The organism is Nevskia sp. (genome assembly GCF_021732705.1).
Taxonomy (GTDB): Bacteria; Pseudomonadota; Gammaproteobacteria; order Nevskiales; family Nevskiaceae; genus Nevskia.
Genome location: NZ_JAKFUM010000001.1, coordinates 65,702 through 81,374, shown reverse-complemented (window position 1 = coordinate 81,374; position 15,673 = coordinate 65,702). Strand labels below are relative to the sequence as shown.

Below are 15,673 nucleotides of genomic sequence, written 5' to 3'. Positions count from 1 at the left end.
TCCCTGAAAAGATTGATTTCATTCGACGTGGCAGAACGCGTCTGCCGGCCGCGGATCAGCGCCCGCGACTGTCGCGCAGGGCCTGCTGCTCGCGCTGGGTCAAGGCCACACGGTTGCGCAGATAGGCCGGGACCAGCTGCGCCGCATCGCCGGCCTCCCCCCGCTCGAAGCGCTGCACGGCGGTCCGGAAGGCGGCAGCGGCATGCGGCAGCGCTGTGTCGTCGACGACCACTGGCGTCTGCGGGAGCCGTGCCAGCAAGGCTTCGCGATGCGCCGACCAGCCGGTACCGGCCGCGCGAATCGGCCCGGCCAGCGCCGCCGGCAGCTCGATCGTCCCCGCAGGACCCACCGCATCGTCCTGCACGGCGACGATCGCGCCGTCCCGCGATCGATAGGCGCCGAGATAGACCTCGTCCATTCGGGCATCAATGGCCGGCAGCGCCAGCGCATCCGGGTTCTCGGCGAGCTGGGCCGCTGCGAGCATCGCCAGCGAGGTGACCCCCACCACCGGCCGGTCCAGACCGAGCGCCAGCCCCTTGACGAAGCTGACACCGATCCGCACCCCGGCGAAGCTGCCGGGACCGATGCCGCAGACCAGGCCATCGAGCTGCGCGAGCTTGATCCCCGCTTCCGCCAGCAAGGCAGGGAGCATCAGCGGCAACTGAACCGAATGCGTGCGGCCCAGCACCTCGAAGGTCTCGAGAATCGCGCCGTCCTGCCAGAGCGCGACGGAGCAGGCTTCGGTGGCGGTATCGATGGCCAGAAGCTTCATGCGTCCAGATCACCCATGTTCGGGAACGTTTGACTAGCAGATCCAAAAATGATCACGCCGCCACCTCGTCGCGCAACCACTCGCAGACCAGCGCCGGATTGGTGAGCACCGGCATCTTCGGCAGGCTGTTGAGCACGCGCTTGCCGTAGGCCTTGCTGCGCAGGCGCGGGTCGCACAGCACGATCAGGCCGCGGTCGCTCGGGTCACGGATCAGGCGGCCGACGCCTTGGCGCAGGGTCGTGATTGCGCGCGGCAGTTGCAGTTCGACGAACGGATTGCCGCCGCGTTCACGGATCAGCGACAGGCGCGCTTCGAACACCGGATCACCCGGCTGGCCGAACGGCAGCTTGTCGATCGCGACCATCCGCAGCGCGGAGCCTTTGACGTCGACCCCTTCCCAGAAGCTCGACGTCGCCACCAGCACGCCATTGCCGGCCTTGGCGAACTGCTCGATCAGCGTGCTCTTGCCGGCCTCGCCCTGCACGAACAGCGGATAGGGCAAGGCTTCGCGCAGCTGTGCGGCGATGCGGTCCATCGCGCGGTAGCTGGTGCACAGCACGAAGGCACCGCCGCGGCTGGCGTCGATCAGCGGTGCCAATGCCGCTGCGACAGCATCCGGATAATCAGGATCATTCGGGTCCGGCAGGCCGGGCGGCAAGTACAGCCGGGCCTGATCGGCGTAGTCGAACGGGCTGTCGAGACGAAGGGTTTCGGCGTCATCGAGCCCGAGCGTGGCGGTGAAATGCGAGAAGTCCTGGTTCGCCGCCAGCGTCGCCGAGGTGAAGATCCAGGCACCGGGATAGGTCGCCATGAAGCGCTTGAAGCCTTCGATCGGCTCGATCGGCGCCGCGTGCAGGGCCCCGCCCCGCCCGACTGCTTCGGCCCAGCGCACCAGGCCCTGCTGCAGGCTGCCGGCAACCTTGTCGAGTGTCGCGAACATCGTCGTCGCCCGACCCGCGCAGTGCGCGAGGCCGGTGCTGCGCTCGGCCACGCTCTGCAGCACGTCGCGGCAGTCCTCCAGCGCCGTTCGGGCCGCGCCGAGCGCCGAGGCAACGCCGGTACGCTCGGCAAAATCCTCCAGCGCGAGCCGTCCGCCGAGTTCGCTGAACGGCCGTTCCAGCTCGATCGTTGCCAGCGCCAGCTGGTCGAGCGCTTCGTTCAGCAGCGGCATGTCGCGAAACGCCTGCACCTCGACCGCGACATCGCGCGCGAGGTCCGACAGCTGCCGCGTCGACACCCGTTCGCCGAAGAACTGCGTCGCCAGCTCCGGCAGCTGATGGGCTTCGTCGATGACGATGGCATCGGCCCCCGGCAGCACGCCGAACCCTTCTTCCTTGAGACGAAAATCGGCGAACAGCAGATGGTGGTTGACGACGACGATGTCGGCCGCCTGCGCCGCCCGCCGCGCCTTGACCACATGGCATTCGGCGAAATCCGGGCATTTGCCGCCCAGGCAGTTGTCGGCGGTCGAGGTCACCAGCGGCAGCAGTTGATCGTCGGCGATGCCGGCCGGCAGCTCCGAGACTTCACCGCTGACGGTCTTGATCGCCCAGTCGTCGACCACGGTCAGCTTGGTTCGCGACACCCGCGAGCGGGGATCGATCACGGCCTTGCGCAGCCGGTAGATGCACAGATAGTTGGCGCGGCCCTTCAGCAGGCTGATCCGCGCCGGCAGGCCCAGCGCATCGCGCACCTTCGGCAGATCGCGGAAGAACAGTTGGTCCTGCAGATTCTTGGTGCCGGTGGAAACGACGACCCGTCGGCCGGACGCCAGCGCCGGCACCAGATAGGCGTAGGTCTTGCCGGTGCCGGTACCGGCCTCGACCACCAGCCGGCTGCGGTCGGCGATGGTCCGTTCGACGGCGGCGGCCATCGACTGCTGCTGCTCGCGCGGCGCGAAACCCGGGACTTCCTGCGCGAACGGGCCGCTGCTGCCGAGCAGCTCCGCCGCAGTCACGGGCTGGGCGAGGCCGCCGTCGCCGCAGCCGACGACGCAGCGGCTGCTGCTGCCGCCTGCGCCTGCTGCGCGGCATTGATCGCCGCGACGAGCGCTTCGGCACGGCTTGCCGCCTGCTGGGCCCCGGCCGAATCGCCGCGCGCAGTGCGGGCGGCGGCGATCAGGCGCCAGTTCGCGGATTCGACCCACGGGTTGCCACGACCCAGGCTGTTCGACTTCTGCGCCGCGCTCTCGGCCTGCTCGGAATTCTTCAGAAACAGCTGGGTTTCGGCGATCGACTGCCAGATGAATGCGTTGCGCGGCTCGATCCTCAACGCGCGTTCCCACTGACCTAGTGCGGCGTCGTAGCGGCCGGCGCTGCGTGATTCCTGCGCCTGACGCGCCAGCGCGAGCACGGCCGGACCGGCGCCGGATGCCGCGAGCGACTTCGGATATCCCGCGAGCGGCGCCAGCGGCTTCACCGACGGTGGCGGCGGCTGCAGCGGCGGCTGCACCTCCGGCGCTCTCGGCGGCGGCACTGCCGGTGCGGCGGGTGTCACCGGCTCCTGCACCGGCGGGCGGCTGACGCTTGGCTGCTCGACGCAGGCGGCCAGCGCCAGCACCGCCAGCAGCGCGGCGACGCGACGAACGACGGCAGGGGTGATGCGCTCAGCCAGACTCATCGAAAGATGTCTTTCAGCCATTCCAGTGGCGACGATTGTCCTGCATTCGCGCACGAGGCGTAATCGCTGGGGGCAGCGCCTTCGAGGAACGGCACCAGCACGACGCCGGCGCAGCCTTCGTCGCCGCGCAGCCCGGTTTGGGGATCGATCGACACTTCCTCGATGCCGGCGGGCGGCGCCAGATCGATGCCGCGCGCGTCGAGATCGCGCATCAGCCGGCCCCAGATGCGCAGCGCACCGGCCGCCCCATCGAGTCCGACCGGCTTGTTGTCATCGCGTCCGACCCAAATCACGGCCACGCGATCGGCACCGTAGCCGGCGAACCAGGAATCGCGGGCGTCATCGGTGGTGCCGGTCTTGCCGGCGAACTTCTGGCCGGCCGGCAGCACCGACACCGCCCAGCGCGCGGTGCCGAATTCGATCACCTTCTGCATCGCCCAGGTCGTCAGGTAGACCGGGCCTTCCGGCAAGGTCTGCTTCAGCTTGAAGCTGTAGCGCGACAGCGGCTTGCCGTCCTTGGTCATCACTTCGCGGATCGCCAGCAGCGGCGTCAGATAGCCGCTGGCGGCCAGCGTCGAATACATCTGCGCGACATCGAGCGGCGAGGCATTGATTGCGCCGAGGAACATCGACGGCAGGCGCGGCGGATTTTCCAGCCCGGCGGCCTGCATCAGGTCATGCACGCGGTCGACGCCGATATCGAGCCCGACCTTGACCGTCGGCAGGTTGTAGCTCTTGGCCAGCGCGGCGAAGAGCGGCACGGTGCCATGCAGTTGCCGGTCATAGTTCTTCGGTGCCCACAATTGGCCGTTCGGCTGCCGCAGTTCGACCGGTTCGTCGAGAATCTGGCTGTACAAGTTGTAGCGGCCGGGATCGGCCAGTGCCGCGAGAAAGACGAACGGCTTGGCCAGCGATCCGATCGGGCGCTGGGAATCCAGCGCGCGGTTGAAGCCCGGATAGCGGACGTTGCGATCACCGACGATCGCCAGCACGTCCCCGCCTTCGACGCTGGTCACGACGCCGGCCGCCTGCAGCGAATCGGCCTTCATCTTGCGGCTGGCTTCGAGGCCCGGCAGATCGGCGATGATTCGGGCCTCCAGCATCTCCTGCGCGCGCGGATCCAGCGTGGTGAAGATGCGCAGGCCTTCGCTGCCGAGGTCTTCCTCGCGATACAGGCCCTTGACCTGCCGGCGCACCAGATCGATGAAGGCGGGATAACGCTCGACACCGCCGGCGACGTTGTTCAGCACGCCGAGCGACGACAGCGCTTCGGCTTCGCGCTCGTCCTCGCGGATCAGGCCGCCATCGGTCATCAGGCGCAGCACCAGATCGCGCCGTTCCTTGACCCGCTCCGGGTACTTGCGCGGGTTGTAGACGGTCGGACCCTTGGCGATGCCGACCAGCAAGGCGATCTCGGCCGGACGCAGCTCGTTCAGCGGCTTGTTGAAGTAGAACTGACTGGCCAGCCCGAAACCATGGATCGCGCGCGAGCCGTCCTGGCCAAGCCAGACCTCGTTCAGATAGGCCTCGAGAATCTCGTCCTTCGAGACATGCCGTTCGAGCAGGATCGCCATCAGCGCTTCGCGGATCTTGCGGCCGTAGCTCTGTTCGTTGGTCAGGAACAGGTTGCGGATCAGCTGCTGGGTCAGGGTCGAGCCGCCCTGCTTCTTGCCGCTGTGCAGCTGGTTGTTGATCAGCGCCCGCAGGATGCCGATCGGGCTGACGCCGAAGTGATGCTCGAAATTGCGATCCTCGACCCGGATCAAGGTCGCCGGCAGCAGCGGCGGCACGTCGGCGAGCTTGACCAGCACGCGGTCTTCGCCGCTGTGGCTCGGGTAGATGCTGCCGATCAGCATCGGATCGAGCCGAAGCAGATCGACCGACTGGTCGCTGCCCATCGCTCTGATCGCGCTGACGGCGCTGTCGTCACAGCGGATGGCAACGCGGGATTCGGCCTGCACGCCGTCCCAGAACGCAAAGCCGCGCGTGTCGATGCGGATTTCGTCCGCCGCGAGCACGTAGGTGCCGGGGCCGGTCAGTTCGTCACTGGCGCGGTAGCCGAGACGATCGAGCTCGCGCTTGAGTTCCGGCAGCTTGATCCGCGCCCCGGGATACAGCTCCAGCGGTGCGGCGTAGACCTGCGCCGGCAGCACCCAGCGAACGCCGGCGTACAGCGTGCGGACTTCGCGGTCGAGCCGGACCAGCCAGAACGACAGCACGACCAGACCGATGCTGATCGACAGCGCAAGGCCGATCAGCAGCCAGCGCAGCAGCGGAGATTGAATGCGAATCATGGATGCCGAATGGTAGCGGCTTTTAACCGTCCATTCGCTGAACGGCCGCTGTCAGCGCGCCGGCCGGGCCGCGCGGCAATCGATGCCGCCAGTGGCCGGAAATCCGGCGATCGCCGCGCCTGAAACCGCGGCTCAGTGGCCGCGAACCTCGCGTTCCATCGCTTCCAGACCGATATGACGGACATCCTTGCCCTTGACGAAATAGATGACGTATTCCGAGATGTTACGGGCATGGTCACCGATGCGCTCGAGCGCGCGCACCGACCAGATGACATCCATCACCCGGCGGATCGTGCGCGGGTCTTCCATCATGAAGGTGATGCACTGGCGCATCAGCGCTTCGTACTCGCGATCGACGATCAGGTCCTCGCGCGCCACGGCGAGTGCGGCGTCGACATCCATGCGGGCGAACGCATCGAGCGCATCGCGCACCATCTGCGAGACGTGCCGCGACAGGTGATTGACCTCGACCAGCGGCGCGCCGCCGCGTTCCTGCGACGCGAGATCCACCGCCATCCGCGCGATCTTCTCGGCCTCGTCGCCGATGCGTTCGAGATCGGTGATGGTCTTGACGATGGCGTAGACCAGACGCAGGTCGCCGGCGGTTGGCTGGCGGCGCGCGAGAATGCCGCTGCATTCCTCGTCGATCTGAACCTCGGCCTGATTGACGCGGATGTCGTTGCGCGACACTTCCTCGCCCAGCTGGCCATCGGCCTCGATCAGCGCACGGGTCGCATCGACGATCTGCTGCTCGACCAGCCCGCCCATCGCGAGCACGCGCTGACGCACGTCCTCGAGCTCCGAGTTGTACTGGCTGGAGATGTGCGACCGATAGGAAAGCGTGCTCATTTGCGCGTGCAGCCCTCGACAGTGAAGTCTCGAAAACGATGATGACGCCCGTCAGTGTACCGAGCAAACGCGCCGACCGACGCTGGATCGTCCGCCGAAGGGTGCCAGTCGACCGTTGCAACTCGTCGCCGGCACCGAACCCTCGCGCGAAAGCGCGGGCTCAGAACGCGATCTGGGTGCGCAGGTTGTACGACTGCGTGTGGTCGTCGGTGACCTTGTCGTAGCCGTTGACCAGATTGAACATCACGCGAATCAACGGGTTGAAGTAATAGTTGATGCCGACGGTATACGAATGCGCCTCGCACTCGGCCCCGACCACTGCCACCGCGGCGTTGGCAAGGCAGACGCCGCTGCCGACGCCGGCCCGATGATCCAGGTTCTCGATCGAGTCGTAACGCGCCGTCAGTTCCACCGCACCCCAGCCATGGCGCAGCGCGTGCGGCGTGCCGAAGCGGGCCTTGGCCGTCTGGTATTCCTTGCGCTCGCCGGTGACGAAGTAGCTGGCTTGCCCGTAATACGACAGCACCTGATCCGCCTTGCCGGGGCCGGCGGCATCTTCGTACGACGACAGCACGACTTCGCTCTGCAGGTGCAGCGATCCGGTGCCGACAGCGGCTTCGACACCGCCATAGGCCTGACCGGCGTCCTCGCCGATGTTGATGATGCGCTGCGACGGACCGATGACGTTGCCGCCGGCGCTGCTGCGACCGGCATAGCTGACCGACCTCGTGCCCGGCGCCTTGTCGGTGAAGTAGTCGTAGCCGACCGAGCCGCCGAGGTAGACCAGCTGGTTCTTGGTGTTGACCGGAATCCAGCTCAGGCGATTCGCGGTGCCGATGCCACGGCCGACTTCCGTGCCCAGCCCGTGATCGGCGTTGTAGGTCGACAGCTGCAGCAGCAAGGTCTTCGACAGCGGACGGCGCCAGAAGATGCCGGGCTGGAACTGGCGCTCGGCGTTGGCCCCGAAGATCGTCGTGGCGAAGAACGGACGCTCCAGCAGCGACAGCTCGTTGGAACTCGACAGTTCCTCGAGGCCGCGAAACGGCTTGTGCTGACCGAACAGGATCTCGCCGCCGGCGAACGGGTGGCTGATCCAGAACTCGCGGACCGCCTTCAGCGAAATGTCGATCGCGAAATCGTTCTCGAACCGGGCCGACCACTTGCCCCACTTGCCGTTGAACGTGACATAGCCGCGGCGGAAGTAGCTGCCGTCCTGCGAATCGAAGCTGGTCCGGTCGTTGGTGCGGCCATCGTCGAAGCGCACCGCGTCGTACTGCAGGCGGGCGTTGAACTGATAGGAAAACTGGCCGTCGTCAGACTTGTACGCGGTGCCGTAACGCGAAAAATCGGCAGCGGCATCGGGGGCAACGGCGGCGGAAAGGCAGAATGACAGCGCGGTGACCGCCTGTCGCAGCGAGATATTCAGTGTCATGTCCTGGTATGGGCTGGCGTCGCCCGGCGGCTGCGACTTTCACGAAGTCGTCACAAGCCTCCCGAGCGCGGCGCACAATATGACAGGAAGGTTAAGTATTTATGACAGCCAAGAATGACTGTCACGTTCCGAAGCGGACGTTGCAACGAACCCGCCGATCGATCCGAAAACCTATCCGGCTCAATCATTTAGCGCGTGTCACCCGATTGATGTGCGCAGTTCGTTGCGTTGGCTGCCCGAATGCACGCGATGGATCGGGAAACTGCATGTGAAAGTCGTTCCCACACCGATTTCACTTTCTATTGACAGTTTGCCATCGAGATGTTCGAGCGCATGCTTGACGATCGACAGGCCGAGCCCGGTGCCGCCGGTCGAGCGCGAGCGCCCGGCATCGACGCGGTAGAAGCGTTCGGTCAGACGCGGCAGGTCTTTTTCGGAAATGCCGATGCCGGTGTCGGCGACGCTGAAATGCGCGCCACTGTCATCGCCCCACCAGCGCACGTTGATCACGCCGCCCGCCGGCGTGTACTGCACCGCATTGCTGACCAGATTGGTGAACACGCTCTGGGTTTCGCTGTCGCGGCCGTACAGTCGCAAATCCGCTTCGATGTCGAAATCGATGCGGTGCTGCCCGCGCGACATCGCCTTTGCCTGCTCCTGCGTCCTCGCCAGCATCTTCGGCACGTCCAGCAGGTCCTGCCGCGTGTTGATGATGTTGGCTTCCAGCCGCGCCAGTTTCAGCAGATCGTTGATCAGCGACTCCATGCGCGCCGCCTGCGCGCGCATTTCCGACATCGGCGCGCTCCACTCTTCCAGCGAGCCGCCCCGCCGCGCTTCGGGTTCCATCACGTCGAGATAGCCGCGCAGCACGGTCAGCGGCGTGCGCAGTTCATGCGACGCGTTGGCCACGAAATCACGCCGCGCCGTTTCCAGACGTGACAGCTCGGACACGTCGCGAACGATCAGCAGCCGCTGGCCGTTGCCATACGGAATGATCCGGAACGCCAGCATCACCTCGCTGTTGACCGGCGAGCCGCACTCGACCTCGCCGCTGTAGTCGTCGCGGGAGAAGTAGTCGGTGAATGCCGGCTTGCGCACCAGGTTGGCGATGCGCAAGCCCAGATCCTGCGGCAGCCGCAGACCGAGCAGCGCCTGCGCGGCCGGGTTGAACCAGATGATCTCGCCATTCGGGCCGAGCACGACGGCGCCATCCGGCAGGGCCTCGGTCGACGACTGGAACTCCGACAGCATCGCCGCCAGCTTGCGCTTGCGCTTGCGGTTGCGTTTCTGCAGGTTCAGCAGGCCATCGAAGACCTCGCCCCAGATGCCGCCGGCGATCGGCAGCATCACCAGCTTCGGCTGATCGAACCAGCGACGCAGGCGCGTCAGGTAGCGCAGGTGCAGGATGAGGATCAGCGACAGCGCGAGGATCGTCGCCGTGAACGGGTAGCCGATCCACAGGCCCACGACTGCCGCCAGCGCCACCTTCAGCGCGGTACCGATCACCTCGCGGGTCAGTTCCGGGCTCGGGACCCAAGCCCGTGCCATCCGCTAGATCTTCTCGGAGAACCGGTAGCCGGTTCCGCGGACGGTCTGGATCATGTTGTGGTACCCGTACGGCTCCAGCGCCTTGCGCAGCCGGCGGATGTGGACATCGACCGTCCGCTCCTCGACATAGACGTTCTGGCCCCAGACGCGGTCCAGCACCTGCTCGCGCGTGTAGACGCGCTCCGGGTGGCTGATGAAGAAATGCAGCAGGCGGTATTCGGTCGGACCGAGGCGCACCGGCTCGCCCTTGGCCGTCACCCGCTGGCTCGCGGCATCGACCTGCAGGCCGGCCACGGCCATCCGCTCGTCCTCGCCACCCGGCATGCTCCGGCGCAGCACGGCCTGGATGCGCGCGATCAGTTCCGGAAACGAGAACGGCTTGGACACGTAATCGTCACAGCCGATGTTCAGGCCGCGAATCTTGTCCTCTTCCTCGGCCCGCGCGGTGACCATGATCACCGGGATGTCCTTGGTCTGCGGCGTCGACTTCAGCTCGCGCGCGTACTCGACACCCGATACGCCAGGCATCATCCAGTCGAGCAGGATCAGGTCGGGCCGTTCCTCGGCGATGCGGAGACGGCCGTTTGGCACGTCCTGGGCGAGGCTGACACGGAATTCGGCACGCTCCAGCGCAAACCGAAGCATGTCCCGGATCGAGGCTTCGTCCTCGATCACCAGAATCTTCTTGTTTTGCATCCCCATCCGTCGATTAAACGCCAGACGTCATGCTGGAAGCAATATATGACAAGCGTTTTACAACGGACGATTTCCTGAGCGAAAACCGGGGCTTCAGAGCTTGCGAACGACGACGCTGCCGGCCGAATACCCGGCGCCGAACGCGCACAGCACGCCGACATCACCAGGCTTCAGGTCATCGTGATACTTGTGGAACGCGATCACCGAACCGGCCGACGAGGTGTTCGCGTATTCGTCGAGGATGATCGGCGCTTCCTCGATGCTCGGCTCGCGGCCCAGCACCTTCTTCGCGATCAGTTGGTTCATGCTGAGATTGGCCTGATGCAGCCAGAAGCGCTTGACCGAGTTCGGCTCGATGCCGAGATCGGTCAGATGCGACACCAGCAGTTCCGACACCATCGGCACCACTTCCTTGAACACCTTGCGGCCTTCCTGCGCGAACAGCACGTCGTTCCACGGGCGCTGCGGCGCTTCCGAACGGTTCAGGAAGCCGAAGTTGTTGCGGATATTGTTCGAGAACTGCGTCTGCAGCCGCGTGCCGAGCACCTCGAAGCGATGATCGCCGGTCGCCGTTTCGAGCGGCTCGACCAGCAGCGCGGTGGCGGCATCGCCGAAGATGAAGTGGCAGTCGCGATTGCGGAAATTCAGATGGCCCGTGCAGATTTCCGGGCTGACCACGAGCGCAGCGCGGGCCGAGCCGCGGCTGACGGCATCCACCGCCGTCTGCACGCCGAACGCCGCCGAGGCGCAGGCCACGTTCATGTCGTAGCCGTAACCGCCGGCGCCGAGGAAGTGCTGCAGTTCCACGGCCATGGCCGGATACGGCCGCTGCATGTTCGAGCACGCGACCAGCACGGCATCGACATCCGACGCCGAGCGCCCGGCGTTCAGCAGCGCCTGCTTCGCGGCGACGAGGCCCATCTCGACCATCAGCGACGGCTCGTCGTTGGCGCACACCCGGATCTGCGGATGCATGATCGCCGGATCGATGACGCCGGCCTTGTCGACCGTGTAGCGCGCCTTGATGCCGGAGGCCTTGACGATGAACTCGCTCGACGACGGCGCCAGCGCGGTTACGGTACCGGCGGCGATCGCCTCGGCGTGCTCGGCGTTGAACGACTCGACATAGGTATTGAACGCGACGACGAGTTCGTCGTTGGACACCGACTCGGCCGGCGTGAACAGGCCGCTGCCGCTGATACAGACTTTCTTCATCGACTCGCTGCCCCTCCGGGCGTGCCAAGCGTGCTTCTCGGGCGCGCAGTTTAACGCTTGTTCGATTCGCTGACGGCGCGGTCAGGGAGACTTTTCCGGCGCGCTTTCCGGCGTTTCGCCGCGGCATGCGCGGCTTTTTTCGTTCAGGACGGCTGCTTCCAGCCGGCACCGGTCATCGCATCGTCGATGCAGCGCACCACGGCGCGCTCGCCGCGGAATGTCAGGTGAGCGCCGGGAAACCAGTGCACCGGCCGCTGCCAGTGCGTCGACAGCTTCAGCGGCTGCACCGGCGGCACGACGCGATCGGCACTGCCGGCGAACAGGTGCAGGCGTTCGGCCGGCAGCTTCGGCGGCAGCGCCAGCGGCGACACCACGTGCAGCAGCTTCTGGTAGCGCTCGCGCGTCAGTCCCTCGGATTCAAAGTAGCGACGCAGCGGAATCGGCACGTGCTGCCAGAGCACCGTGGCGAAATCGGTCACCGGAATGCCGGAAATGACGAAATCCAGCCCCGGCTCGTGGGTTGCGAGCAGGGCCGCGTTGTAACCGCCGAGGCTGTAGCCGAGCACGCCGATGCGCGCGTCCGGCTCCTGCGCGCGGATCCACGCGATGGTGCGGCGCAGGTCCCACAGCGCCTGCGTCTGCGCGTGCAGCAGGTCGAGCGGATCGCCATCGAGATACTGATCGCCGCTCTGACGGCCGATGCGGCGCGGACCGTGCAGCGGCAAGGTCGGCATCACCACGTTCAGGCCGAGGCGGCGATGCAGGATGTGCGGCGCGAACAGCCGCAGATCGAAGTACTTCGTGCCCATGCGGTAGCCGTGGATGCACAGCAGCCATGGTCGGCCACCGGTCGGCTGGCGGAAGACGCTGGCCACGCACTCGCGGTTCGGCACGTAGCTGGCCCACAACGCGGCGCCCGGCACTTCCGGATGCGGCTGGAAACCGCTGGTGAAGCGCAGTCGCTGGTAGTCGAAATCGCGAAATCGGGCCGGCTTGACGCGGGCATCGTCCGGCGCCGTCGGCCGTCCATGAAAAGAGGCCGGGTCGTCGAGCCAGCCGCGCTGCACCAGCACGGCTTCCATCACGGCGGCATCGCGGGTCAGCTTTTCGGCTTCGGCACCGGACGGCAGCTTGGCCAGGCTGAGGAAGTAACCGATCAACGCTTCGTCGAGCGCGGCCTTGGCCCAGGTGCGGAAATCGGCCGGCGGCTCCGGCGCACCGACCGCAGGCTCCGCCAGCAGGAGCGCGGTGCGCCCGGCATGGATGAACGCCGCCAGCGACATCGCCACGGCCAGCACGCCGCCGAGCATCGACAGGAACAGCACCGCCGGCAGCGCCAGCAGCAATCCGAGGGCCGAGGCCAGCGCCTGATAGTTCGTGATGCGGCTTTCGCCCGGCCACAGCAGCGCCGAGACGCCGGTCGCGATCAGCAGGCAGCCCGGCACCAGCGCGATCAGAACCCAGGCCAGCCCGCTGCCGGTGGCGAGCCAGACCAAGCCCGCCGCGATCGGGATCAGGCTCGACCAGTCCCGGGGCTTCGGCGGGGTCAGGCCCAGACCGCCGCCGCTCACGCGTGGGCGTCCGGCCAGTGCTTCAGCACCGTGGCGGCACGGGCGCCGATCGATTCGGCAATCGCCTTCTGTTTCGGATCCCGCAGGTCGCCGTTCTCGTCGAACAGCTTGCCGGCCTCGCCCACCGGGTACTGCTCCGGCAGCACGAAAGCCCCGAGCCGGCTCAGGATCGCGCGCAGATGCACGAGACCGGTGACGCCGCCGAACACGCCCGGCGACGTCGACAGCAGGCCGATCACCTTGTGCTTGAAGCAGGCCATCGAGGCTTCACCCGCGACTGGACGTGTGGCCCAGTCGATCGCGTTCTTCAGGATCGGTGTCAGCGAGCCGTTGTATTCCGGCGACGCGATCAGAAAGCCGTGATGCGATTTCAGCAGTTCCTTGAAGCGCAGCACGGCGTCGGGAATGCCTTCGGCCTTCTCGACATCCGGGTCGTACAGCGGCATCGCGTAGTCGGCCCAGTTCAGCGTGGTGATCGTGGCGCCGCTTGCGGCAGCGCCGTTGGCAGCGGCACGCACCAGCAGGGCGTTCACGGAAGCAGCACGCTGGCTGCCGGACAAAGCGAGGATCTTGATCGTCATGACGGGGGTTTCGAGAGAAATTCGTTCGCAAGTTCAGTGACTTGCGCAAAAGGATCGACCGCGGACCGCGGCCGGGCGGCTCAAGGATCAGCCGCGCAGGTTGGCGTAGACGATCTGCCAGAGCACCGGCAGGCTCAGGGCAAGCACGGCCTGTGCCGCCCAGTGGCTCGGCTTTTTCGCACGCAGCAGCCAGCCGGCCACGCCCGCCAGTACGGTCAGCGCGACGAAGCAGGCGGTCAGGGTCAGCACGCTCGGCAGGCCGGCGGCCATCTTGGCCGAGGTGTCGCGATAGACGACGAACACCAGGGCGACGAAGCCGACGGCAATGGTGAACGCGGCGCCGAGTGCAGCCAGGGTCAGGTCGACGATCAGCAGGTATCTCATTCTTCGGTCCAGAAACGGGCAACTTCATCGATGAACAGCCGCGGCGCCGAATCCATCGCGCCGTGGGCCTGCCCGGGCAGTTCGACGATCGTGCTGTGCGGTGCAGCATTGTGCGCTGCAAACGAGGCGGCGCGCAGCCACGCCGGGCTGATTTCGCCGACGAGGATGCGCAGCGGCATCGGCAAGGCCGCGATTCGCGCCGGTTTCCAGACATTGGCCGCCGCGCCTTCGCGAGCCAGCGTGTGCACGGCGGCGCGGCGCTGGTCCCAGCCCGGCATCTGCTTCATCGCCGCGACCACCGCCGGGTCGACCCCGATGATGGTGACGAAGAAGTAGTCGAGCGCGGCGTCGGCATCGCCGGCATCGACCCGCTCGACCAGCGTTTTCAGCGCCTCCGGGCCGATCACCGGATAGCCCGGCGTGGCGAACGCCGGTTCGTAGACCAGCAGCTTCGCAACCTTCGCCGCGGTGCCCGCATCGCCGGCCACGGCATCGAGCACGCACAGGCCGCCGTAGGAATGCCCGAACAGGTAAATCGGCGCACCGCCCTGCAGTCTGGCGGCGGCCGCGATCACGGCGCGCACGTCGGCCGCTTCGCGTTCGATGTCGTACGGGCCGGGCGCTTCGGCGGCGCTGAGGCCGCGTCCGCGCCGATCCATCATCACCAAGGTGAATCGCGCGGCCAGCTGCGCTTCGACCGTGGCCCAGCGCGTGTGGTCGGCCGTGGCACCGTGCACCAGCACCATCACCGGCCCCTGCCCGCGCTGCACCCAGCCGATGGCAGTGCCATCGGACCCGGTCACCGTGTGCGTCTGCCGCAGGTCGCTCATGCGTCGGACTTGGGCTTGGCGGTGGCCATGCGTAGCTGGATTTCGCGACCGGATTCGACCGCCGAGCGCGTCATCGCCTTGTCGAGCGCGGCGATCATCGCCTTCGAGTACTCGATGCCGCTCTTCGATTCGGAAAACGCCAGGTACTGATCCAGTTCGTTTTCCGGCAGCCCCTGATAGGCCGAGCCGAACAGCACGAGGAACTGCGAGTTGATCGACTCGATCATCTGCGGCCGGTTCTCGTTGAGCTGCTTGCGCACCTCGTCGAGATTCGGCAGCGGCTTGCCGGGCGCTCCGGCCGCCGCAGCGCCGACGATGGTGCCGAGCGTGACGTTGATGATCAGATTGGCGGAGCCATCAGCCACATGCGTTGCCTGGATCAGCCGCACGTAGCGATCGACGCGGCGCGGCGGCAGGCGTTCGAACAGCTTCTGCGCTTCGGCGAACACCTCGCTGTCGCCCGCGGTCTTCGCCGCCGCGTCTTCCAGCGCGGTGATCTTCTTGCCGACGTCGGACTGCAGCCAGGCCAGTGCATCCTTCGCCGCCACCGGGCCAATCAGCGCCGGCAGCTCGGTGATCAGGCTCGCCGTCAGCTTCGCCGGCGAATACGACTCCGCCAGAATGCCGCGCAGCGTTTCGAGCTGGGCCTCGGTGAGCTGGGCCGCCGCTTCCGGCTTGACATTGAGTCCGGCCTCGATTCCTGCCGGTATCGTCGGCAGCTGATCCCCCAGGCCGGATTCCTGCACCAGCGCCGCGGCCGTCTTCTCGCTGATCTTGTCGGCCGCAGCGGCCGGGCCGGACAGCCCCACCGCCAGCATCAGCGGCAGCGCAGCGTGCAGCAACCTCGTCGCAAGGTGCGACGTCGTGAGTCGGTTCATCGTG

At 66.7% G+C, this 15,673-nt stretch carries 14 protein-coding genes; all 14 read right to left on the bottom strand.

Annotated features, from left to right (window positions below; all coding sequences use genetic code 11):
- Positions 1-55: 55 nt before the first annotated feature.
- A complete protein-coding gene (gene tsaB / locus QZ951_RS00350) occupies positions 56-772 on the bottom strand; it encodes a tRNA (adenosine(37)-N6)-threonylcarbamoyltransferase complex dimerization subunit type 1 TsaB (RefSeq protein ID WP_292997354.1) in 717 nt (238 codons plus the stop codon).
- Between the two features lie 52 nt (positions 773-824).
- Positions 825-2,729, bottom strand: coding sequence for an ATP-dependent DNA helicase (locus tag QZ951_RS00345; RefSeq protein WP_292997352.1), 1,905 nt, complete (start codon positions 2,727-2,729; stop codon positions 825-827).
- On the bottom strand, positions 2,726-3,391 hold the full coding sequence (locus QZ951_RS00340) for a hypothetical protein (protein WP_292997350.1): 666 nt from the start codon (positions 3,389-3,391) through the stop codon (positions 2,726-2,728). The genes QZ951_RS00345 and QZ951_RS00340 overlap by 4 nt, the downstream gene beginning before the upstream one ends.
- On the bottom strand, positions 3,388-5,685 hold the full coding sequence (mrcB, locus tag QZ951_RS00335; protein WP_292997348.1) for a penicillin-binding protein 1B: 2,298 nt from the start codon (positions 5,683-5,685) through the stop codon (positions 3,388-3,390). The genes QZ951_RS00340 and mrcB overlap by 4 nt, the downstream gene beginning before the upstream one ends.
- Positions 5,686-5,817: 132 nt before the next feature.
- Positions 5,818-6,534: a phosphate signaling complex protein PhoU gene (gene phoU / locus QZ951_RS00330; protein ID WP_292997346.1), complete on the bottom strand. Its 717-nt coding sequence runs from the start codon at positions 6,532-6,534 to the stop codon at positions 5,818-5,820.
- 160 nt (positions 6,535-6,694) lie between these two features.
- The gene (locus QZ951_RS00325; protein ID WP_292997344.1) at positions 6,695-7,966 is read right to left on the bottom strand and encodes a porin; all 1,272 of its coding nucleotides are present in this window, start codon (positions 7,964-7,966) and stop codon (positions 6,695-6,697) included.
- A 198-nt stretch (positions 7,967-8,164) separates the two neighbouring features.
- Positions 8,165-9,514, bottom strand: coding sequence for a phosphate regulon sensor histidine kinase PhoR (gene phoR, locus QZ951_RS00320; protein ID WP_292997342.1), 1,350 nt, complete (start codon positions 9,512-9,514; stop codon positions 8,165-8,167).
- Between the two features lie 3 nt (positions 9,515-9,517).
- On the bottom strand, positions 9,518-10,210 hold the full coding sequence (phoB, locus tag QZ951_RS00315) for a phosphate regulon transcriptional regulator PhoB (protein WP_292997340.1): 693 nt from the start codon (positions 10,208-10,210) through the stop codon (positions 9,518-9,520).
- A 93-nt stretch (positions 10,211-10,303) separates the two neighbouring features.
- Entirely contained in the window at positions 10,304-11,425 is a 1,122-nt protein-coding gene (locus QZ951_RS00310; RefSeq protein ID WP_292997338.1) for a beta-ketoacyl-ACP synthase III, read from the bottom strand.
- Between the two features lie 143 nt (positions 11,426-11,568).
- On the bottom strand, positions 11,569-12,996 hold the full coding sequence (locus QZ951_RS00305) for a prolyl oligopeptidase family serine peptidase (protein ID WP_292997336.1): 1,428 nt from the start codon (positions 12,994-12,996) through the stop codon (positions 11,569-11,571).
- Entirely contained in the window at positions 12,993-13,577 is a 585-nt protein-coding gene (locus QZ951_RS00300) for an NAD(P)H-dependent oxidoreductase (RefSeq protein ID WP_292997334.1), read from the bottom strand. The genes QZ951_RS00305 and QZ951_RS00300 overlap by 4 nt, the downstream gene beginning before the upstream one ends.
- A gap of 87 nt (positions 13,578-13,664) precedes the next feature.
- On the bottom strand, positions 13,665-13,961 hold the full coding sequence (locus tag QZ951_RS00295; RefSeq protein ID WP_292997332.1) for a hypothetical protein: 297 nt from the start codon (positions 13,959-13,961) through the stop codon (positions 13,665-13,667).
- On the bottom strand, positions 13,958-14,791 hold the full coding sequence (locus QZ951_RS00290) for an alpha/beta hydrolase (protein WP_292997330.1): 834 nt from the start codon (positions 14,789-14,791) through the stop codon (positions 13,958-13,960). The genes QZ951_RS00295 and QZ951_RS00290 overlap by 4 nt, the downstream gene beginning before the upstream one ends.
- Positions 14,788-15,669 carry a hypothetical protein gene (locus QZ951_RS00285; RefSeq protein WP_292997328.1) on the bottom strand — a complete coding sequence of 294 codons (882 nt, stop codon included), beginning with the start codon at positions 15,667-15,669 and terminating at the stop codon, positions 14,788-14,790. The genes QZ951_RS00290 and QZ951_RS00285 overlap by 4 nt, the downstream gene beginning before the upstream one ends.
- Positions 15,670-15,673: the final 4 nt, after the last annotated feature.

Coding starts and splice junctions, on each gene's coding strand:
- QZ951_RS00310 (WP_292997338.1), bottom strand. CDS start 11,425: ATGAAGAAAGTCTGTATCAGCGGCAGCGGCCTGTTCACGCCGGCCGAG.
- phoU (WP_292997346.1), bottom strand. CDS start 6,534: ATGAGCACGCTTTCCTATCGGTCGCACATCTCCAGCCAGTACAACTCG.
- tsaB (WP_292997354.1), bottom strand. CDS start 772: ATGAAGCTTCTGGCCATCGATACCGCCACCGAAGCCTGCTCCGTCGCG.
- QZ951_RS00325 (WP_292997344.1), bottom strand. CDS start 7,966: ATGACACTGAATATCTCGCTGCGACAGGCGGTCACCGCGCTGTCATTC.
- QZ951_RS00340 (WP_292997350.1), bottom strand. CDS start 3,391: ATGAGTCTGGCTGAGCGCATCACCCCTGCCGTCGTTCGTCGCGTCGCC.
- QZ951_RS00295 (WP_292997332.1), bottom strand. CDS start 13,961: ATGAGATACCTGCTGATCGTCGACCTGACCCTGGCTGCACTCGGCGCC.
- QZ951_RS00290 (WP_292997330.1), bottom strand. CDS start 14,791: ATGAGCGACCTGCGGCAGACGCACACGGTGACCGGGTCCGATGGCACT.
- mrcB (WP_292997348.1), bottom strand. CDS start 5,685: ATGATTCGCATTCAATCTCCGCTGCTGCGCTGGCTGCTGATCGGCCTT.
- phoR (WP_292997342.1), bottom strand. CDS start 9,514: ATGGCACGGGCTTGGGTCCCGAGCCCGGAACTGACCCGCGAGGTGATC.
- QZ951_RS00300 (WP_292997334.1), bottom strand. CDS start 13,577: ATGACGATCAAGATCCTCGCTTTGTCCGGCAGCCAGCGTGCTGCTTCC.
- phoB (WP_292997340.1), bottom strand. CDS start 10,210: ATGCAAAACAAGAAGATTCTGGTGATCGAGGACGAAGCCTCGATCCGG.
- QZ951_RS00285 (WP_292997328.1), bottom strand. CDS start 15,669: ATGAACCGACTCACGACGTCGCACCTTGCGACGAGGTTGCTGCACGCT.